Below are 20119 nucleotides of genomic sequence, written 5' to 3' on the forward strand. Positions count from 1 at the left end.
AACGGTTCCTGGTACTCACTTCGCCGTGCAGCCCTCACAACCCGCGCTGCACGACACTATCCGGAGACATCCCGTGAGCAATTTCCTGATTCGCAAGGTCGCCGTGCTGGGCGCCGGCGTGATGGGCGCGCAGATCGCCGCGCACCTCGTCAACGCGCGCGTGCCGGTGCTGCTGTTCGACCTGCCCGCCAAGGAAGGCCCGAAAAACGCGATCGCGCTGAAGGCGATCGAGAACCTGAAGAAGCTGTCGCCCGCGCCGTTCGGCGTGAAGGACGACGCGAAATACCTCGAAGCCGCGAACTACGAGGACGACATCGCGAAGCTCGCCGAGTGCGACGTCGTGATCGAGGCGATCGCCGAGCGGATGGACTGGAAGCACGACCTGTACAAGAAGGTCGCGCCGCACATCGCACCGAACGCGATCTTCGCGACCAACACGTCGGGCCTGTCGATCACCAAGCTGTCCGAAGGATTCTCGGACGAGCTGAAGTCGCGCTTCTGCGGCGTGCACTTCTTCAACCCGCCGCGCTACATGCACCTCGTCGAGCTGATCCCGACCGCGCATACGCGTCCGGAGATCCTCGACCAGCTCGAAACCTTCCTGACGAGCATCGTCGGCAAGGGCGTCGTGCGCGCGAAGGACACGCCGAACTTCATCGCGAACCGCGTCGGCATCTTCTCGATCCTCGCGGTGATCACCGAGGCCGCGAAGTTCGGCCTGCGTTTCGACGAAGTCGACGACCTGACGGGCAGCCGCCTCGGCCGCGCGAAGTCGGCGACGTTCCGCACCGCGGACGTGGTCGGCCTCGACACGATGGCGCACGTGATCAAGACGATGCAGGACAACCTCGCCGACGATCCGTTCTTCCCGGTCTACCAGACGCCTGCCGTGCTCGCCGAACTGGTGAAGCAGGGCGCGCTCGGCCAGAAGACGGGCGGCGGCTTCTACAAGAAGGAAGGCAAGGCGATCAAGGTGCTCGACGCGAAGACGGGCACCTACGTGGATTCGGGCGCGAAGGCGGACGAAACCGTCGGCCGCATCCTGAAGCGCCCGCCGGCGGAACGCCTGAAGCTGCTGCGCGAGACGGACCATCCGCATGCGCAGTTCCTGTGGTCGATCTTCCGCGACGTGTTCCACTACATCGGCGTGCATCTCGAGTCGATCGCCGACAACGCGCGCGACGTCGACCTCGCGATCCGCTGGGGCTTCGGCTGGAACGAAGGCCCGTTCGAAGGCTGGCAGGCCGCCGGCTGGAAACAGGTCGCCGAGTGGGTGCAGGAAGACATCGCGGCCGGCAAGGCGCTCGCAAACGTGCCGCTGCCGTCGTGGGTGCTCGAAGGCGCGGTTGCGGAGAAGGGCGGCGTGCACACGGCCGAAGGCTCGTGGGCGCCGGCGTCGAAGCGCTTTGTGCCGCGCTCGGACCTGGCCGTCTACGGCAAGCAGGTGTTCCGCGCGCCGCTCGTCGGCGAAGCCGGCGCCGATCCGAAGACGTACGGCAAGACGCTGTTCGAAACCGACGCGGTGCGCGCATGGGTCGACGATCGTGCCGGTGAAGACGACGTCGTGATCGTGTCGTTCAAGTCGAAGATGAACACGATCGGACCGAGCGTGATCGACGGCCTCGTGCAGGCGATCGAACTCGCGGAGAAGGATTACAAGGGCGTGGTGATCTGGCAGCCGACGTCGCTGAAGCTCGGCACGCCGGGCGGCCCGTTCTCGGCCGGCGCGAACCTCGAAGAGGCGATGCCCGCGTTCATGATGGGCGGCGCGAAGGGTATCGAGCCGTTCGTGAAGAAGTTCCAGGAAGGCATGCTGCGCGTGAAGTACGCGAACGTGCCGGTCGTCGCGGCCGTATCGGGCATCGCGCTCGGCGGCGGCTGCGAGCTGATGCTGCACAGCGCGAAGCGCGTCGTGCACGTCGAGAGCTACATCGGTCTCGTCGAAGTGGGCGTCGGCCTCGTGCCCGCGGGCGGCGGCCTGAAGGAAGCGGCGCTGCGCGCGGCGGAGGCGGCCACGGCCGCGAACGCGACCACCGACATCCTGAAGTTCGTCACGAAGTCGTTCGAGAACGCGGCGATGGCGAAGGTGTCGTCGTCGGCGCACGATGCGCGCGCGATGGGGTATCTGAAGCCGTCCGACACGATCGTCTTCAACGTGTTCGAACTGCTCGACACCGCGAAGAAGGAAGCGCGTGCGCTGGCCGCCGTCGGCTACCGCGCACCGCTGCGCGCGAAGGACGTGCCGGTCGCAGGCCGCTCGGCGATCGCGACGATCAAGGCATCGCTCGTCAACATGCGTGACGGCCGCTTCATCAGCGACCACGACTACCTGATCGCGAGCCGCATCGCCGAAGCCGTGTGCGGCGGCGACGTCGAAGCCGGCAGCCTCGTCGACGAAGAGTGGCTGCTCGCGCTCGAGCGTCGCGCGTTCGTCGAGCTGCTCGGCACGCAGAAGACGCAGGAACGGATCATGGGCATGTTGCAGACCGGCAAGCCGGTGCGTAACTGAGCGAGCAGACGACAAGGAGTCTGAAATGAGCAAACAACTGCAAGACGCATACATCGTCGCCGCCAGCCGCACCCCGATCGGCAAGGCCCCGCGCGGTGTCTTCAAGAACACGCGCCCCGACGAGCTGCTGGTTCACGCGATCAAGTCGGCGGTCGCGCAGGTGCCCGGCTTCGACACGAAGCTGATCGAGGACGCGATCATCGGCTGCGCGATTCCGGAAGCCGAGCAGGGCCTGAACGTCGCCCGCATGGGCGCGCTGCTCGCCGGCCTGCCGCAGACGGTCGGCGGCGTGACGGTCAACCGCTTCTGCGCGTCGGGCATCACCGCGCTGGCGATGGCGGCCGACCGCATCCGCGTCGGCGAATCGGACGCGATCTTCGCAGGTGGCTGCGAATCGATGAGCATGGTGCCGATGATGGGCAACAAGCCGTCGATGTCGCCGCACATCTTCGATCGCAGCGAAGACTTCGGTATCGCCTACGGGATGGGCCTGACCGCCGAGCGCGTCGCCGAGCAGTGGAAGGTGAGCCGCGAAGACCAGGACGCGTTCTCGGTCGAATCGCACCGCAAGGCGCTCGCCGCGCAGCAGGCCGGCGAGTTCGGCGACGAAATCGCCGCGTACACGATCACCGAGCGTTTCCCGAACCTCGCGACCGGTGAAATCGACGTGAAGACGCGCGAGATCAGGCTCGACGAAGGTCCGCGCGCGGATACGACGCTCGAAGGCCTTGCGAAGCTGCGCACGGTGTTCGCGAACAAGGGCTCGGTCACGGCCGGCAACAGCTCGCAGACGTCGGACGGCGCGGGCGCGCTGCTCGTCGTGTCGGAGAAGGTGCTGAAGGAATTCAACCTGACGCCGCTCGCGCGCTTCGTGAGCTTCGCGGTGCGCGGCGTGCCGCCGGAAATCATGGGCATCGGGCCGAAGGAAGCGATTCCGGCCGCGCTGAAGGCCGCGGGCCTGAAGCAGGACGATCTCGACTGGATCGAGCTGAACGAGGCATTCGCCGCGCAGTCGCTGGCGGTGATCCGCGATCTCGGCCTCGACCCGTCGAAGGTCAACCCGGTCGGCGGTGCGATCGCGCTCGGCCATCCGCTCGGCGCGACCGGCGCGATCCGCGCGGCGACCGTCGTGCACGGCCTGCGCCGCCGCAACCTGAAGTACGGGATGGTCACGATGTGCGTCGGCACCGGCATGGGTGCGGCGGGCATCATCGAACGCCTGTAAGCGGAGCGGGACAGTAGCAATCACGGTGCGCGAGCCACGAGCTTGCGCACCGTTTTTCATTCCGGAAGAGGAAAGTCAAAGGAGACGGTTGTGGCCGAAATTCAAGTGGAACGCGCCGACGGCGTGCTGACGATCACGATCGCGCGCCCGGCGAAGAAGAACGCGCTGACGGCGGCGATGTACCAGACGATGGCCGATGCGCTCGCCGACGCGCAGGAAGACAAGGCGATCCGCGTGATCCTGCTGCGCGGCAGCGACGGCAACTTCAGCGCGGGGAACGATCTCGAGGATTTCCTGAAGACGCCGCCGAAGGACGAGAACGCGTCGGTGTTCCAGTTCCTCGCGCGGATCAGCGGCGCGACCAAGCCGATCGTGGCCGCGGTGCCGGGCGTCGCGGTCGGCGTCGGCGTGACGATGCTGCTGCACTGCGATCTCGTCTACGCGGCCGACACCGCGACGTTCTCGCTGCCGTTCGCGCAGCTCGGGCTGTGCCCGGAAGCCGCATCGAGCGTGCTGCTGCCGCGGCTGGCCGGCCATCAGGTCGCTGCTGAAAAGCTGCTGCTCGGCGAAGCGTTCGACGCGCTGGAAGCGCATCGCATCGGCATCGTCAATCGCGTGCTGCCGGCCGCCGAACTCGACGCATTCGCGGCGAAGCAGGCCGCGAAGCTCGCGGCACTGCCGGCGTCGTCGCTGCGCGTGACGAAGGCGCTGCTGAAGGAGACGGGCGGGGTGGCCGTGGCCGCGCGGATGAGCGAGGAAGCCGGCCATTTCTCCGCGATGCTGCGCGCGCCGGAAGCGCGCGAGGCGATGACGGCGTTCTTCGAGAAGCGCAAGCCGGATTTCCGTCAGTTCGACTGATACGGGGCGCAGGCGCTTCGTCGCGCCCGGTTCCTTCGTTGGCCGGGGCGGCAACGCTTGCGTCCGCACGCCGCTCGTCGCTCGTCGCTCGTCGCGTGGCGTGCGTTCGGTCCTCGTGGCCGACGCATCAACCGGCGGGTCGGCTCGATCCTGAATCGCCATGCGTTCGCGTGGCGTTCCGCGTTCCCCGCATCCGCCGCCGAGACAGCCGCGCAATTCGCGCCGGCGCTCCTCATGTTGCGGCGCAGCGCCGTCCCGCTTTCCGGCCCGTTAGTGCCTGCTATCCGCGACGCCTGAGCGAAGGCCCGGTGGCCGTTTTGCCGCAGGCCAGCCCCAGCCCCAGCCCCAGCCCCAGCCCCAGCCCCAGCCCCAGCCCCAGCCCCAGCCCCAGCCCCAGCCCCAGCCCCAGCCCCAGCCTCAGCCTCAGCCTCAGCCTCAGCCTCAGCCTCAGCCTCAGCCTCAGCCTCAGCCTAGCCCAGCCTAGCCTCAGCGCCCACCCCCTCAGGGCAGTTCCGACTCACCTCGGCAAACCTTGTCCCCCGTCAAGTTGCACTGCGGCAATTTTCCGTACAGTTCGCGCACAGGTCGCCGCGGCCGGATGCGTCGCGCGATGGCGGCGTGCGGCCAGCGGTTCTTCTCAACGACAATCAGGCGAACGAACAATGATCGGACGAATCACCGGCGGGGCGCGTGCGGCACCCGTCATCGGGCTGCTGGCTGGACTCGCCGGATGCAGCGACCTTCACGTGCTCGATCCGAAGGGCGCGGTGGGCGTCGCGGAAAAATCGCTGATCGCGACAGCGACGTGGGCGATGCTGATCGTCGTCATTCCGGTGATCCTGCTCACGCTGTGGTTCGCATGGCGCTACCGCGCATCGAACCGCAACGCCGCCTACGCGCCGAACTGGTCGCACTCGACCGCGATCGAGGTCGTGATCTGGACGGTGCCTACGCTGATCATCCTGTTCCTCGGCGTGCTCACGTGGCGGACGACGCACGAGCTCGACCCGTACAAGCCGATCGAATCGTCGGTCAAGCCGATCAATGTCGAGGTCGTCGCGCTCGACTGGAAGTGGCTGTTCATCTATCCGGAACTCGGCATCGCGTCGGTGAACCAGCTCGCGATTCCGGTCGGCACGCCGGTGAATTTCCGCATCACGTCCGACTCGGTGATGAACTCGTTCTTCATCCCGCAGCTTGGCAGCCAGGTCTATGCGATGGCCGGCATGCAGACGCGCCTGCACCTGATCGCCGACGAGGCGGGCGACTACGCAGGCGTGTCCGCCAACTACAGCGGCCGCGGCTTCTCCGACATGAAGTTCCGCACGCTCGCCGAGCCGCGCGAGCAGTTCGACGCGTGGGTGCGGAAGGTGAAGGCGTCGTCCGACCGGCTCGACATGACCGCGTACGGCACGGTCGCGCAGCCGGGCGAGAAGGCGCCCGTGCGCTATTTCTCGTCGGTCGACCCGAAGCTGTTCCACAACATCATCGCGAAATACAACAACGGCCACGTCCTCGACCCGAAGGACGCCGCCTGCACGACGAAGGGGTAACGCATGTTCGGAAAACTGACTCTTTCGGCGATCCCGTTCGATCAGCCCATCATCATGGGGGCGAGCGCCTTCATGGGGCTCGTCGTGCTGGGCATCGTCGCCGCGCTGACGGTCGCGGGCCGGTGGAAATGGCTGTGGAGCGAATGGCTGACGTCCGTCGATCACAAGAAGATCGGCGTGATGTACCTGGTCGTCGCGGTGCTAATGCTGCTGCGCGGCTTCGCGGACGCCGTGATGATGCGCCTGCAGCTCGCGCTCGCGTACAACGGCCCCGGCTACCTGCCGCCGCATCACTACGACCAGGTCTTCACCGCGCACGGCGTGATCATGATCTTCTTCATGGCGATGGCGCTGCTGGTCGCGTTCTTCAACCTGATCGTGCCGCTGCAGATCGGCGCGCGCGACGTCGCGTTCCCGTTCCTGAATTCGCTCTCCTTCTGGATGACGGCGGTCGCCGCGATCCTGATGAACGTTTCGCTCGTGATCGGCGAATTCGCGCAGACGGGCTGGCTCGCGTATCCGCCGCTGTCGGAGCTGCAGTTCAGCCCGGGCGTCGGGGTCGACTACTACCTGTGGGCACTGCAGATCTCGGGCGTCGGGACGCTGATCACGTCGATCAACTTCTTCGTGACGATCATCAAGATGCGCGCGCCGGGCATGACGCTGATGAAGATGCCGGTGTTCACGTGGACCGCGCTCTGCTCGAACGTGCTGATCATGGCGACGTTCCCGATCCTGACCGTCGCGCTCGCGCTGCTCGGCCTCGATCGCTACCTCGACATGCATTTCTTCACCAACGAAGCCGGCGGCAACGCGATGCTGTACCTGAACCTGATCTGGGCGTGGGGGCATCCGGAGGTATACATCCTCGTGCTGCCCGCGTTCGGCATCTATTCGGAAGTCATCGCGACGTTCGCGAAGAAGCCGCTGTTCGGCTACCGGACGATGGTCTATGCATCGTGCGTGATCATGGTGCTCGCGTTCCTCGTGTGGCTGCATCACTTCTTCACGATGGGCTCGGGGGCCGACGTCAACGCGTTTTTCGGGATCATGACGATGGTCATCGCGATCCCGACCGGCGTGAAGATCTTCAACTGGCTGTTCACGATGTATCGCGGCCGCATCGAATTCACGGCGCCGGTGCTGTGGACGATCGGTTTCATGGTCACGTTCACGCTCGGCGGGATGACCGGCGTGATGATGGCGATTCCGGGCGCGGATTTCGTGCTGCACAACAGCCTGTTCCTGATCGCGCACTTCCACAACGCGATCATCGGCGGCGTCGTGTTCGGCTACTTCGCGGGCGTTCACTACTGGTTCCCGAAGGTGTTCGGCTTCCGGCTCGACGAGAAGTTCGGCAAGCGCGCGTTCTGGTGCTGGTTCCTCGGCTTCTACGCGTCGTTCGTGCCGCTGTACGTGCTCGGCTTCATGGGCATGACGCGCCGCCTGAACCACTACGACAACCCGGCATGGCATCCGTGGCTGGTGGCCGCCGCGTGCGGCGTCGCGCTGATCGCGATCGGCGTGCTGTGCCAGGTCGCATCGGTGTGGGTCGGCTGGCGCAATCGCAACCAACCGCAGTATCGCGACGCGACGGGCGACCCGTGGAACGGCCGCACGCTCGAATGGGCGACGTCGTCGCCGCCTGCCGTCTACAACTTCGCGGTGCTCCCGAACGTGCACGAACTCGACGAACTCGCTTATCGCAAGGCGAAGGGCCTCGGGCTCGGCCTCGGCAAGAACGTCAGGTACGAGGACATCCACATGCCGTCGAACACGAGCGCGGGTTTCTTCGTCGGCATCTTCAGCCTGCTGCTCGGTTTCGCGCTCGTCTGGCACATCTGGTGGCTCGCGATCGCCGCGCTCGTCGGCATCGTCGCGACGGTGGTGCTGTACAGCGCACAGGACAACGACGGCTATTACATTCCGGCGGATACCGTCCGCAAGATCGAGGAACAACGCGCGGGCGTGCGGATCGGCACGCCGGCGCCGGAAGTCGAACTGGAGACGAACTGATGTCGTATCAATCTCTCGCGGGCGCCGCCCGTCATCCGGCCGCGCACCATCATCCGCCGTCGCATTCGGTGTTCGGCTTCTGGCTGTACCTGATGACCGACTGCGTGATCTTCGCGTCGCTGTTCGCGACGTTCGCGGTGCTCGGCAATCAGTTCGCCGGCGGTCCGACCGCGAAGGACCTGTTCGACATTCCGGGTGTCGCGCTCGAGACGGCGGCGCTGCTGCTGTCGAGCATCACGTACGGGTTCGCGATGCTCGGCGCGCAGCGCCGCCGGCGCGGCACGGTGTTCGTGTGGCTCGCGGTGACGTTCGTGCTGGGCGCCGCGTTTCTCGCGATGGAGCTGCGGGAGTTCTCGCACCTGATCGCGGAGGGTGCGGGTCCGCAGCGCAGCGCATTCCTGTCGGCGTTCTTCGCGCTCGTCGGCACGCACGGGCTGCACGTGGCGGTCGGCCTGTTGTGGATGGTCGTGCTCGTCGTGCAGATCGCCCGCGGCCCCGGCATGACGGAGCGCGACTTCCGGCGCCTCACTTGCCTGAGCCTCTTCTGGCACTTCCTCGACATCGTCTGGATCTGCGTGTTCTCCTTCGTCTATCTCGCGAGCGTGATCTAAATGGCCCATTCGGAACTCATCCACCACGATGACGCGCACGGCACGGCCGGCGGCTACCTCGTCGGTTTCGTGCTGTCGGTGCTGCTGACGGCCGCGTCGTTCGGCCTCGTGATGGGCGGCATGCTGGCGCCGAAGGCGGCGATCATCGCGCTCGCGGGGCTCGCATTCGTGCAGATCGTCGTGCATCTCGTCTGCTTCCTGCACATGAACGCGTCGTCCAGCCAGCGCTGGAACGTGATGGCGTTCAGCTATACGGTGCTGACCGCGCTGATCCTGATCGTCGGGACGCTGTGGGTGATGCACAACGTCAGCATGAACATGATGTCGCGATAACCGGCCCGGGGCGCGGTCCGTCCCGTCCCGCTGCGCCGTGCGTGCCGCACGGCTCCTTTTCTTTCGGGCGTGCGAATCGCATGCCTTTCTGCATCATGGTCAACAACGATTCCCAGACACCGGTTCGCGCCGACGAGCCGATCCCGCACCGCAAGGTCATCCGCGCATGGCTCGTGCCGTTCGCCACGCGCGAGATCGTGCGCCCGATCCTGCTGCTCGTGCTCGACTACCTGTTGCTGTTCGCGGCGTTCGCCGGCGCGCTGCTGATTCCGTCGACGGTCGGCAAGATCGCCTGCGGGATGGCCGCCGGGTTCATCACCGGGCGACTGTTCATCATCGGGCACGATGCGTGCCATCAGAGCCTGACGCCCGACCGCCGGCTGAACCGCTGGCTCGGCCGCATCGCCTTCCTGCCGTCGCTGACGCCTTACAGCCTGTGGGAAGTCGGGCACAACGTCGTGCATCACGGCTATACGAACCTGAAGGGCTTCGATTTCGTGTGGGCGCCGCATACGCCGGCGGAATTCGCCGCGCTGTCGCCGGCGCGGCGGTGGCTGGATCGCGTCTACCGGAGCGGATGGGCGCCGGGCCTCTACTATCTCGTCGAAATCTGGTGGCTGCGGATGTATTTCCCGACCCGGGGCTATATCGGTGCGTCGCGGCCGGTATTCCGGCGCGACTGCCTGCTGGTGACGGGCTTCGCGGCCGTGTGGATCGCCGCCGTCGTCGGGGTGGCGATCGAGACGCAGCAATCCGTCGCGCTGCTGCTCGCGACCGGCGTGCTCGTGCCGTTCCTGTTCTGGTGCTCGATGATCGGCTTCGTCGTGTATGTCCACCATACCGACCCGCGCATCGCATGGCACGCGAACCGCGCCGAATGGTCGAATGCCGCACCGTTCGTGTCGACCACGCTGCACCTGACGTTTCCGTTCGGTATCGGCGGCCTGCTACACCACATCATGGAGCACACGGCGCATCACGTCGACATGAGCGTGCCGCTGTACCGGCTCAAGCCGGCGCAGGCGAAGCTGGAGGACATGCTGCCCGGGCGGATCGTCGTGCAGCGCTTCGGCTGGCGCTGGTACTTCGACACGGCCCGCCGCTGCAAGCTCTACGACACCGACCGCAAGCTCTGGACCGACTATCGCGGAAACGTGACGAGCGAGGCGGCACCCGAGGTGCGCGCGCCGGCCGCGGCGGGCGCGCGGCAGGGGGCGGTTCCCGAAGCCGCGGGCAACGCGCCCGCCGCGACCGCTCAGGCGGTGCCGTAATCGACGTGGCCGGTTTCGCGGCAGAAGCTGACGAGCCGCAGGCCGGCCGCCTTCGCGATCTCGATCGCGAGCGACGACGGCGCGGAGATCGTCGCGACCATCGGAATGCCGACCCGCGCCGACTTGCGCACGAGCTCGTAGCTCGCGCGGCTCGACAGGAACACGAATCCGTCGGTCGCATCGGCGCGCGCCAGCACGAGCGCGCCGATCAGCTTGTCGAGCGCGTTGTGGCGGCCGACGTCCTCGAACGCCATCCGGATCGCGCCTGTTGCGTCGCACCACGCGGCCGCATGCAGGCCGCCGGTGAGCTGCGTGAGCGCCTGGTGCGCCGGCAGCCCGTGGGCCGCGCGCGCGAGCGCGTCGGGCGCGAGGCGCGCGAGAAAACCGGTGTCGGGTACGCGTTCGGGCGCGAGGTCGAGCAGGTCGATGCTTTCGATGCCGCACACGCCGCAGCCGGTACGTCCCGCGAGCGCGCGGCGCCGGTCCTTCAGCGCGGCGAACGCCTGCTGGACGACTTCCAGATGCACCTCCGCGTGCGGCAGCGGCGCGTCGGCGTGCAGGATCACGTCGATGTCCTTGATGTCGCTGCCGCGCTCGACGATCCCTTCCGAGATCGCGAAGCCGACCGCGAACGCCTCGAGGTCGCGCGGCGTGCACATCATCACCGCGTGCGAGATGCCGTTGAAGACCAGCGCGACCGGCCATTCCTGGCCGACGTAGTCGTGCGCGGTTTCGACGGCGCCGCCGCGCGTGCGGCGCACGGACAGCTCGATCGCGCCGCGCGGCTCTTCTGTTTCGGTCGGATTCACGAGCACTCCCGTTGATTCGAGGCAGGGGCGGCGGCGATCGGGTCCGCCGCTCGCGCGCAGAGGTTCTAAAATACCTCAGGCAGGCCGGCCGCGCCGGCATCCGCCACTCAGGTAACGACCATGGGACTCAGCGACGCTCCGCTGCTATTCAATTTCGAACACGATTCGTCGGAAAACCTCACGTACATCCCGATGATCGTGCGTTTCAATCTCGACCGTTTCGGTCTGCGGATTTCGCTGGAGCAGTGGCAACTGCTGCCGCTCGAGGACCGCAAGCTGCTCGCGCGCTTTCCGGCCGACGACGACACCGCGATCGAGCCCAATTTCGATCACGCGCTGTTCGAAATGCTGCGCACGCATGCCGACCTCGAGCCGTCGTGGTTTCAGCCGGACGAGCAGCCGAGCTGGCGCGCGACCGACTCGGTGCCGGACGCGCTCGTGCAGCAGAGCGCGCTGGCCGGGCTGCCGGCGCCCGCGCTCGCGCAGTGGCAGCGGCTCGCGCCGTTCCAGCGCTACGTGCTGGTGAAGCTGTCGCGCAAGCCGAAGCTCAATCACGACTTCGTGCCCGCGATGCGGGAGTTCGGGCTGACGGCCACGCACTGACGGGCCGGATGCGGCGCCGCCGCGCGGCGCGCATGCGTCGTTACAGCGGCGGCAGCTGACGCGGCTTGCGGTCGGGGCCGGTCGCGACGTAGGTGAGCGTCGCTTCGGTGACCTTCACGATTTCGCCCATCAGGCGCATGCGCTGCGCGTACACCTCGACGTCGACCGTGATCGACGTGTTGCCGGTGCGCATGATGGTCGCGTAGAAGCTCAGCAGATCGCCGACGAACACCGGCTGCTTGAATACGAACGAATTGACCGCGACCGTCGCGACGCGGCCGTTCGCGCGCTGGCTCGCGGGGATCGAGCCGGCGATGTCGACCTGCGACATGATCCAGCCGCCGAACACGTCGCCGTGGACGTTCGCGTCGTGCGGTTGCGGGACGACGCGCAGCGCGGGCTGCTTTTGCGGGAGTTCGAGGGTCGAATCGGTCATGGCGGGGGCTTTCATCCTGTAATAAATGCGCCGCCGCGCGCAGGCCGGCCGGCGAGGGCGCCGGCAGCGGCGCGTAGCGGCTTCTGCGACAATACAACGTTCGCAAATTGTACGAGAAAGCGGGCGAGTCGGCCGCCGTGGCACGCGTCCGGCACCGCCGCCGATCCTGATCCCCATGCGCCGATATTCCGCTTCCGGCGAGCCCGCGCCGGCTCCGACCGGGCCCCGCAACGACTGGCAGACCATCCGGTCGCTGCTGCCGTACCTGGCCACCTACAAATGGCGCGTCGCGCTCGCGCTCGGCTGCCTGATCGGCGCGAAGGTCGCGAACCTCGGCGTGCCGGTCGTGATGAAGCGCATCGTCGATCACCTGTCCGCCGTGCAGCAGCTCACCGCGCTCGGCCGCGCGGAGCAGTCGGCCGGCATCGTGCTCGCGGGCGGCGTCGGTTTGCTGGTCATCGCCTATGCGCTCGTGCGGCTGTCGACGTCGCTGTTCACCGAGCTGCGCGAGATCCTGTTCTCGAAGGTCACCGAGAGCGCGGTGCGCCAGCTCGCGCTGCAGGTGTTCCGGCATCTGCACGGGCTGTCGCTGCGCTTCCATCTCGAACGCCAGACGGGCGGCATGTCGCGCGACATCGAGCGCGGCACGCGCGGCATCCAGCAACTGATTTCCTATTCGCTGTACAGCATCCTGCCGACGCTCGTCGAGGTCGGGCTCGTGCTCGGCTTCTTCGTGGTCAAGTACGAGGCGTACTACGCGTACGTGACGTTCGCGGCGCTGGTCACGTACATCGTGTTCACCGTGAAGGTCACCAACTGGCGCACGCACTTTCGCCGCACGATGAACGAACTCGATTCGCGCGCGAACTCGCGGGCGATCGATTCGCTGATCAACTACGAGACGGTGAAGTACTTCGGCAACGAGGAGTGGGAGGCGCAGCGCTACGACGAGAACCTGAAGCGTTACCGCAAGGCGGCGATCCGTTCGCAGAACTCGCTGTCGGTGCTGAACTTCGGCCAGCAGGCGATCATCGGCACCGGGCTCGTGTTCATCCTGTGGCGCGCGACGCAGGGCGTGCTGGCCGGCAAGCTGACGCTCGGCGATCTCGTGCTGATCAACACGTTCATGCTGCAGCTCTACATTCCGCTGAATTTTCTCGGCGTCGTGTATCGCGAGCTGAAGCAGAGCCTCACCGACATGGACCGGATGTTCGGGTTGCTGTCGGCGGCGAAGGAAGTCGCGGATGCGCCCGACGCGCGGCCGCTTGCGGTGGCCGGCGCGCAGGTGCGCTTCGAGCACGTGAACTTCTCGTACGAAGCGTCGCGGCAGATCCTGCACGACGTGACGTTTACGATCGACGCGGGCACGACGACCGCGGTGGTCGGCCACAGCGGGTCCGGCAAGTCGACACTGTCGCGGCTGCTGTTCCGCTTCTACGATCTCGACCGGCAGGCGGGCGGCGCGATCCGGATCGACGGCCAGGACATTCGCGACGTCACGCAGGACTCGCTGCGCGCGTCGATCGGGATCGTGCCGCAGGACACCGTGCTGTTCAACGACTCGATCTACTACAACATCGCGTACGGCCGGCCGACCGCGAGCCGCGACGAAGTGATCGCGGCCGCGCGCGCCGCGCACATCCACGACTTCATCGAGACCTTGCCGAAGGGCTATGACACGCCGGTCGGCGAGCGCGGGCTGAAACTGTCGGGCGGCGAGAAGCAGCGCGTCGCGATCGCGCGCACGCTGCTGAAGGATCCGCCGGTGCTGCTGTTCGACGAGGCGACGTCGGCGCTCGATTCGCGCTCGGAGCGCGCGATCCAGCACGAGCTCGACCAGATCGCGCGGCACCGCACGACGCTCGTGATCGCGCACCGGCTGTCGACGGTCGTGCACGCGCAGCAGATTCTCGTGATGGATCACGGGCGGATCGTCGAGCGCGGCACGCACGACGAACTCGTGCGCGCGGACGGGTTGTATGCGCAGATGTGGGCGCTGCAGCAGCAGCGCGCGGCGGCGGGCGGGGAAGCAGCCGAGGCCGCGTGAGCGTGGCTGCCGCGCCGGGTGGCCCGGGCGCGGTCAGCCGCGAAACGATCAGCCCGCGGCGGCGCGCAGCCGCGCGTCGAGTTCGCCGAGCTGGGCGGGCGTGCCGACGTTCTCCCAGATTCCTTCATACAATTCGCCGCTCGCGCGGCCGGCCTCGATGGTCGCCTTGAAGTAGGGCGTGAGCGGCCGGTGCGTGCCGGGCACGATGTCGCGGAACATCCGCGTGTCGTACACGCCGATGCTGCCGAACGTGACGCGCGGGGCGCCGGCGAGCGCCAGCCGGCCGTCGTCGCGGAGCACGAAATCGCCGTCCGGATGGAACGGCGGGTTCGGCACCATCACGAGATGCATCGCGGGCGCGTCGAGCGCGGCCATCTGCGCGGCGCGCGGCGCGAGCGTCCGGTAGTCGAACGCGCAGTACACGTCGCCCGCGACTGCCGCGAACACCGTCGGCCGGCCGTCGCGTTCGAGCAGCGGCAGCGCCTGCGCGATCCCGCCGGCGGTTTCCAGCGCGTCGCCTTCGGCCGAGTACGCGAGCCGCACGCCCCAGCGCGAACCGTCGCCGAGCGTTGCCTCGAGCTGTTCGCCGAGCCACGCGTGGTTGATCACGATCGTCTCGATGCCCGCACGCGCGAGCGCCTCGATCTGCCAGACGATCAGCGGCTTGCCGCCGGCTTCGAGCAGCGGTTTCGGGCGGGTGTCGGTCAGCGGGCGCATCCGGTCGCCGCGGCCGGCGGCGAAGATCATCGCCGTGGTCAGGGTAGTGCTCATGTTCGGCTGAGGGGAAGGACGGTGAGGGCGGTCAGAACGTATAGCCGACGTCGGCCGCGCCCTTGCCCTCGAGCTCGTCGAGCAGCTTCGCGAACGGCACGAGCGGGCGGTAGCGCAGCGCGACCTTGCGCGCGTAATTCAGGAAGCGCGGCAGGTCGTTCAGGTAGTGCGGCTTGCCGTCGCGGTAGTTGATGCGCGCGAACAGCCCCAGGATCTTGATGTGGCGCTGCAGCCCCATCCATTCGAGCTGGCGGTAGAACTCGCCGAAGTCCGGATCGACCGGCAGGCCGGCCTTCTTCGCCTTTTCCCAGTAGTACGCGAAGCAGTCGAGCTCGAACTCCTCGTCCCAGCTGATGAACGCGTCGCGCAGCAGCGACACGACGTCGTACGTCAGCGGCCCGTACACGGCGTCCTGGAAGTCGAGCACGCCCGGGTTCGGCTCGCACACCATCAGGTTGCGCGGCATGAAATCGCGCAGCATGAAGCCCTGCGGCTGCGCATGGGCGCTCGCGACCAGCAGCGCGAAGGTACGGTCGAGCGTGCCGCGCATCGCGTCGGTGACCGGCTTGCCGAGATGGCGGCCGACGAACCACTCGGGCAGCAGCTCCATCTCGCGGCGCAGGAACGCCTCGTCGAACGGGGGCAGCACGTCCGGCTTCGAGCTGAGCTGGAAGCGGATCAGCGCGTCGAGCGCGTCGCGCATCAGCGGCCGCGCGGCGACCGGGTCGGCCGGATCGAGCACCGAGATGTACGACGTGCGGCCGAGGTCGGTCACGAGCATGAAGCCGGCGTCGAAATCGTGGGCCAGCACGTCCGGCACATGGTCGCCGGCCGCGGCGAGCAGCTGCGCGACCTGGACGAATTCGCGGCACTTCTCGGGCGGCGGCGCGTCGACCGCGACCAGCGTGCCGCCGGGGCTCGTGGCCGACGCGACACGGAAATAGCGGCGGAAACTGGCGTCCGACGACGCGGGCGCGACGGTCGTCAGGTCGAGGGCGAAGCGCTCGGCGAGCGGGCGCAGCCACGCGGTCAGGGCTTCGAGGCGGGCGTCGGGCTGGGATGCGGCGGATGGGGGCGTCATGAAACTCGGCGGAGGGGGGAACGTCTTGCCATATAATACCCCACGACTTTTTTGACGCGCCCCGCGTCAGCTTCCGCCGTGCAGGCCCGCCGCCTGTCGCGCCGTCCGCCCGATCGCCTCCCCGGTTTGCGCTCAGCCGCAGTCGCGGTGCGACGGTGCGGCCCGCCGCGCGCGAATGTGCCGTGCAGCTGCGGTTGACAAGGGGCGATTCGCCAAACGATAGATGCCGCCCAAACCGCTATTCCCGAATGTCTTCCCCGGTGACGGGGCGCCGCGCAAACGGCGGCTCGCGCTCGCGCTCCTGGCCGTGCCCGGCCTCGTGCCGGCCGTGTCGCACGCGCAGCTGTCGGGCGCGGCCGCGCAGCCGCAGCCGCTCGACTCGCCGTGGGACCTGCGTCTCGCCCCGCAGCTCGAGGATCATCCGCTGAAGGACGGCGCGAAGCCGGCCACCTTCGTGATTGCCGACCATACGAGCGGCACGGCCGATCAGGACCTCGCCGCGAAGGGCTCGGCCGAGCTGCGCCGCGGCGACGCGGTCGTGAAGGCCGACGCGCTCCACTACGATCAGGATACCGACATGGCCGACGCGTACGGCCAGGTCAAGGTGGTCAACGGCGGCACGTCGTTCGCGGGCCCCGAGGCGCATCTGAAGGTCGAGGCGAACCAGGGCTTCATGACGGCGCCGAAGTACCACTTCAACGTGACGGGCGGCTCCGGCAGCGCGGAGCGCGTCGACCTGCTCGACAGCGAGCGCTCGGTGTTCGTCAACGGCACCTACACCGCGTGCCAGTGCGCGACGAACCCCGCGTGGTACATCAAGGGCAGCCGCTTCGACTTCGATACCGGCGCCGACGAAGGCACCGCGCGCAACGGCGTGCTGTTCTTCCAGGGCGTGCCGATCTTCGCGAGCCCGTGGATGACGTTCCCGCTGTCGGGCGAGCGGCGCAGCGGCCTCTTGCCGCCGACGTTCTCGATGAACTCGAACAACGGGTTCGAGCTGTCGCTGCCGTACTACTTCAACATCGCGCCGAACCGCGACCTGACGATCACGCCGCGCATCATCTCGCGGCGCGGCGTGCAGACCGAAGCGACGTTCCGCTACCTGTCGCCGTCGTATTCGGGCACGTTTACGGCCAATTACCTGCCGGACGACCGGCTCGCGCACCGCAACCGCTACGCGATCTACTGGCAGCACCAGCAGAACTTCGGCGGCGGTTTCGGCGGCTACGTCTACTACAACAAGGTCTCGGACAACACGTATCCCGAAGACCTTGGGTCGATGAACCAGTTCATCAACGGGACGCAGACGCTGTACCAGCAGGAAGCCGGCCTCACGTACAACAACGGCCCGTGGTCGGTGCTCGCGCGCTACCAGCACTGGCAGACGCTGCCGCCGTCGATCGCGCCGTACAGCCGCGAGCCGCAGTTGAACGTGAAGTACACGAAGTACAACGTCGGCGGCTTCGACTTCGGCGCGGAAGCCGACTATTCGCGGTTCCGCATCACGACCGCCGACATGACCGAAGGCGACCGGATCGTCTTCAACCCGTATATCGCGTACGGTGTGTACGGCCCCGGCTACTTCGCCGTGCCGAAGGTCCAGTACCACTTCGCGTCTTACGACCTGAACCACCTGTCGTCGAGTACGCCGAACAGCCCGAAGCACTTCACCGAGTCGATCCCGACCGTGAGCTTCGACTCGGGCCTGATCTTCGACCGCTCGGTGCGCCTGTTCGGCCAGGACTTCATCCAGACCCTCGAGCCGCGCCTGTACTACGTGTACACGCCGTATCGCGACCAGTCGAACGCGCCGCTGTTCGACACCGCGGAATCGGACTTCGGCCTCGCGGAGATCTACCAGCCGAACACGTTCGTCGGCAACGACCGGATCGCCGATGCGAACCGGATCACGGCCGGCCTGACGTCGCGCTTCATCGATCCGCGCACCGGCGACGAGCGCGCGCGCTTCGTGGTCGCGCAGCAGTACTATTTCGCCGACCAGCGCGTCACGCTGAACTCCGGCCAGAGCGCCGTGCTGGCGCGCCACTCCGACCTGATCGTCGGCGCCGCGCTGAAACTCGGCTCAGGCTTCATGTCGGAGACGGCGTTCCAGTACAACCAGAACAACAACCAGCTCGTGAAGTCGAGCATCGGTTTCGGTTTCAGCCCGGGCGAGCGCCGCGTGATCAACGTCGGCTACCGCTATACGCGTGCGAACACGACGCTCGACAACCAGCCGATCAACCAGTTCCTGGTGTCCGCGCAGTGGCCGCTCACGCGCCGCCTGTATGCGATCGGCCGCTTCAACTACGACCTGGCCGCCGACCGGGTCGTCGACGGTCTGCTCGGCTTACAATACGACGCGGATTGCTGGGCGCTCGGGGTCGGGGTCCAGCGGTACGCGAACGGCGTGAACACGTCGGGGCAGCAGAATTCGTCGACGCGCTTCATGATGCAGCTGACGTTGAAGGGGCTGTCGAGCGTCGACAACGGTCTCGTGGCCGCATTCCGCGCCGGGGTGCCGGGCTACACGCCGCTGCCGTCCGCGCCGCCGCCGATGTCCCGCTTCAGCAACTACGAGTAACGCCGGCTTGTCTGCACCGGTCAGCACGATTTCAATGGAGTATCAGTGGCAATGAAGAAAACCCTTCGTTTCGCGGCAGTCGTGTCCAGCCTCGCCGCCGCCGCCGCGCTGCTCGCCGCTGCGCCGGCCGCGGCGCAGGCGCTTGGTTCGCATGGCGCGCAGCTTGCCGACGAAGTCGTCGCGGTCGTCAACAACGACGTGATCACGGGCCGCGAACTCGACCAGCGCGTCGGCCTGATCTCGCGCCGGCTGCAGCAGCAGAACGCGCCCGTGCCGCCGGCCGACCAGCTGCGCGCGCAGGTGCTGAACCAGATGGTGCTCGAACGCATCCAGGTGCAGAAGGCCAAGGACGACGGGATCCGCATCGACGATGCCACCGTGCAGTCCACGCTGCAGCGCCTCGCGCAGGCGAACGGGATGACGCTCGAGCAGTACCGCGCGCGCATCGTCGCGCAAGGCGTGCCCTGGAGCGTGTTCACGAGCGACGCCCGCACCGAGCTGATGCTGTCGAAGCTGCGCGAGCGCGAGGTCGACGGCAAGATCACCGTGTCGGACGCCGAGGTCGCGAACTACATCGCGAGCCAGCGCGGGCCGAGCGCATCGCAGCAGCAGGACCTGCGCTTCCAGCACATCTTCATCAAGGCGCCGACCAACGCGCCGCAAGCCGACATCGAAGCCGCGCAGAAGAAGGCCGACGCGCTGCTGCAGCAGGCCACGTCGGGCGCCGATTTCGAGAAGCTCGCGAAGAACAACTCGGAAGCGAACGACGCGAAGAAGGGCGGCGACCTCGGCTTCAAGGCGCCGTCCGCGCTGCCGGCCGACGTCGTCGAAGCCGCGTCGAAGCTCCGCCCCGGCCAGGTCAACCCGACGCTGATCCGCGTGCCGGACGGCTTCGAGATCGTGCGTCTCGTCGACCGCCGCCAGAGCCAGGGCGCGACCGCCGCGGCACCGAAGATCGTCCAGACGCACGTGCGCCACATCCTGTTGCGCGTCGGCGAAGGCAAGTCGGAGGGCCAGGCACGCCAGCAACTGCAGGACATCCGCAAGCAGGTCGAGGCCGGCGGCGATTTCGAGAAGTTCGCGCGCACCTACTCGCAGGACGGTTCGGCGTCGCAGGGCGGCGATCTCGGCTGGATCAGCCCGGGCGAGACCGTGCCGGAATTCGAGCGCGCGATGAACAACCTGCAGGCCGGCCAGATCAGCCAGCCGATTCGTACCGAGTACGGCTACCACCTGATCCAGGTGGTCGAGCGCCGCGAGGCGGAAGGCTCGGTGCAGCAGCAGATGGATATCGCGCGCCAGGCGATCGGCCAGCGCAAGGCCGAGCAGGCGTACGCCGACTGGCTGCGTGAACTGCGCGATTCGTCGTACGTGCAGTACAAGATCGGCGGCGTCGGCCCGGCGAACTGAGC

16 protein-coding genes are annotated in these 20119 nt (G+C 67.4%); 12 read left to right on the top strand and 4 right to left on the bottom strand.

Annotation, left to right across the window (positions count from 1 at the left end; all coding sequences use genetic code 11):
- Window positions 1-73 precede the first annotated feature (73 nt).
- The 8 genes from U4Z64_RS13620 to U4Z64_RS13655 all read left to right on the top strand — a co-directional run bounded on the left by U4Z64_RS13620 (window position 74) and on the right by U4Z64_RS13655 (window position 10376).
- On the top strand, window positions 74-2509 hold the full coding sequence (locus tag U4Z64_RS13620; RefSeq protein WP_044846829.1) for a 3-hydroxyacyl-CoA dehydrogenase/enoyl-CoA hydratase family protein: 2436 nt from the start codon (window positions 74-76) through the stop codon (window positions 2507-2509).
- 25 nt (window positions 2510-2534) lie between these two features.
- Window positions 2535-3734 (top strand): acetyl-CoA C-acyltransferase, encoded by a 1200-nt coding sequence (locus U4Z64_RS13625; RefSeq protein WP_321820242.1) that lies wholly within the window; start codon window positions 2535-2537, stop codon window positions 3732-3734.
- Window positions 3735-3824: 90 nt separating this feature from the next.
- Window positions 3825-4592: an enoyl-CoA hydratase gene (locus U4Z64_RS13630; RefSeq protein ID WP_044846827.1), complete on the top strand. Its 768-nt coding sequence runs from the start codon at window positions 3825-3827 to the stop codon at window positions 4590-4592.
- A 662-nt stretch (window positions 4593-5254) separates the two neighbouring features.
- Window positions 5255-6145, top strand: coding sequence for a ubiquinol oxidase subunit II (gene cyoA / locus U4Z64_RS13635; protein ID WP_044846826.1), 891 nt, complete (start codon window positions 5255-5257; stop codon window positions 6143-6145).
- Between the two features lie 3 nt (window positions 6146-6148).
- The gene (gene cyoB / locus U4Z64_RS13640; protein WP_321809323.1) at window positions 6149-8161 is read left to right on the top strand and encodes a cytochrome o ubiquinol oxidase subunit I; all 2013 of its coding nucleotides are present in this window, start codon (window positions 6149-6151) and stop codon (window positions 8159-8161) included.
- Window positions 8161-8772 (top strand): cytochrome o ubiquinol oxidase subunit III, encoded by a 612-nt coding sequence (cyoC, locus tag U4Z64_RS13645; protein ID WP_321820243.1) that lies wholly within the window; start codon window positions 8161-8163, stop codon window positions 8770-8772. Before cyoB ends, cyoC begins: the two co-directional genes overlap by 1 nt.
- On the top strand, window positions 8773-9105 hold the full coding sequence (cyoD, locus tag U4Z64_RS13650; protein WP_124488612.1) for a cytochrome o ubiquinol oxidase subunit IV: 333 nt from the start codon (window positions 8773-8775) through the stop codon (window positions 9103-9105).
- 95 nt (window positions 9106-9200) lie between these two features.
- Window positions 9201-10376, top strand: coding sequence for a fatty acid desaturase (locus U4Z64_RS13655; protein WP_044846822.1), 1176 nt, complete (start codon window positions 9201-9203; stop codon window positions 10374-10376).
- On the opposite strand, the gene fdhD is transcribed toward U4Z64_RS13655, so the two are convergent.
- Window positions 10361-11191 (bottom strand): formate dehydrogenase accessory sulfurtransferase FdhD, encoded by an 831-nt coding sequence (fdhD, locus tag U4Z64_RS13660; RefSeq protein WP_135801060.1) that lies wholly within the window; start codon window positions 11189-11191, stop codon window positions 10361-10363. The two genes, U4Z64_RS13655 and fdhD, sit on opposite strands and share 16 nt — an antisense overlap.
- A 114-nt stretch (window positions 11192-11305) precedes the next feature.
- On the opposite strand from fdhD, the gene U4Z64_RS13665 reads away from it, so the two are divergent.
- Entirely contained in the window at window positions 11306-11788 is a 483-nt protein-coding gene (locus U4Z64_RS13665) for a nitrate reductase associated protein (protein ID WP_044846821.1), read from the top strand.
- Between the two features lie 40 nt (window positions 11789-11828).
- Here U4Z64_RS13665 and U4Z64_RS13670 read toward each other — a convergent pair whose 3' ends face one another.
- Entirely contained in the window at window positions 11829-12224 is a 396-nt protein-coding gene (locus tag U4Z64_RS13670) for an acyl-CoA thioesterase (RefSeq protein WP_027789162.1), read from the bottom strand.
- Between the two features lie 175 nt (window positions 12225-12399).
- Between U4Z64_RS13670 and U4Z64_RS13675 the strand changes: the two genes are divergently transcribed.
- Entirely contained in the window at window positions 12400-14271 is a 1872-nt protein-coding gene (locus tag U4Z64_RS13675) for an ABCB family ABC transporter ATP-binding protein/permease (protein WP_044846820.1), read from the top strand.
- Window positions 14272-14319: 48 nt separating this feature from the next.
- Here the strand turns inward: U4Z64_RS13675 and murU are convergent, their stop codons facing one another.
- The gene (gene murU, locus U4Z64_RS13680; protein WP_044846819.1) at window positions 14320-15042 is read right to left on the bottom strand and encodes an N-acetylmuramate alpha-1-phosphate uridylyltransferase MurU; all 723 of its coding nucleotides are present in this window, start codon (window positions 15040-15042) and stop codon (window positions 14320-14322) included.
- 31 nt (window positions 15043-15073) lie between these two features.
- Window positions 15074-16123: an aminoglycoside phosphotransferase family protein gene (locus U4Z64_RS13685; RefSeq protein ID WP_044846818.1), complete on the bottom strand. Its 1050-nt coding sequence runs from the start codon at window positions 16121-16123 to the stop codon at window positions 15074-15076.
- Window positions 16124-16346: 223 nt separating this feature from the next.
- Here U4Z64_RS13685 and U4Z64_RS13690 point away from each other — a divergent pair, with 223 nt between their 5' ends.
- Window positions 16347-18707, top strand: a complete 2361-nt coding sequence (locus U4Z64_RS13690; RefSeq protein WP_124521052.1) for an LPS-assembly protein LptD — start codon at window positions 16347-16349, stop codon at window positions 18705-18707.
- Between the two features lie 51 nt (window positions 18708-18758).
- Window positions 18759-20117 carry a peptidylprolyl isomerase gene (locus U4Z64_RS13695; RefSeq protein ID WP_124488618.1) on the top strand — a complete coding sequence of 453 codons (1359 nt, stop codon included), beginning with the start codon at window positions 18759-18761 and terminating at the stop codon, window positions 20115-20117.
- Window positions 20118-20119: the final 2 nt, after the last annotated feature.

The organism is Burkholderia sp. BCC1996 (assembly GCF_905339955.1).
Classification (GTDB): domain Bacteria; phylum Pseudomonadota; class Gammaproteobacteria; order Burkholderiales; family Burkholderiaceae; genus Burkholderia.

Coding starts and splice junctions, on each gene's coding strand:
- U4Z64_RS13625 (WP_321820242.1), top strand. CDS start 2,535: ATGAGCAAACAACTGCAAGACGCATACATCGTCGCCGCCAGCCGCACC.
- cyoA (WP_044846826.1), top strand. CDS start 5,255: ATGATCGGACGAATCACCGGCGGGGCGCGTGCGGCACCCGTCATCGGG.
- cyoB (WP_321809323.1), top strand. CDS start 6,149: ATGTTCGGAAAACTGACTCTTTCGGCGATCCCGTTCGATCAGCCCATC.
- cyoC (WP_321820243.1), top strand. CDS start 8,161: ATGTCGTATCAATCTCTCGCGGGCGCCGCCCGTCATCCGGCCGCGCAC.
- cyoD (WP_124488612.1), top strand. CDS start 8,773: ATGGCCCATTCGGAACTCATCCACCACGATGACGCGCACGGCACGGCC.
- U4Z64_RS13655 (WP_044846822.1), top strand. CDS start 9,201: ATGGTCAACAACGATTCCCAGACACCGGTTCGCGCCGACGAGCCGATC.
- U4Z64_RS13665 (WP_044846821.1), top strand. CDS start 11,306: ATGGGACTCAGCGACGCTCCGCTGCTATTCAATTTCGAACACGATTCG.
- U4Z64_RS13670 (WP_027789162.1), bottom strand. CDS start 12,224: ATGACCGATTCGACCCTCGAACTCCCGCAAAAGCAGCCCGCGCTGCGC.
- U4Z64_RS13675 (WP_044846820.1), top strand. CDS start 12,400: ATGCGCCGATATTCCGCTTCCGGCGAGCCCGCGCCGGCTCCGACCGGG.
- murU (WP_044846819.1), bottom strand. CDS start 15,042: ATGAGCACTACCCTGACCACGGCGATGATCTTCGCCGCCGGCCGCGGC.
- U4Z64_RS13685 (WP_044846818.1), bottom strand. CDS start 16,123: ATGACGCCCCCATCCGCCGCATCCCAGCCCGACGCCCGCCTCGAAGCC.
- U4Z64_RS13690 (WP_124521052.1), top strand. CDS start 16,347: ATGCCGCCCAAACCGCTATTCCCGAATGTCTTCCCCGGTGACGGGGCG.
- U4Z64_RS13695 (WP_124488618.1), top strand. CDS start 18,759: ATGAAGAAAACCCTTCGTTTCGCGGCAGTCGTGTCCAGCCTCGCCGCC.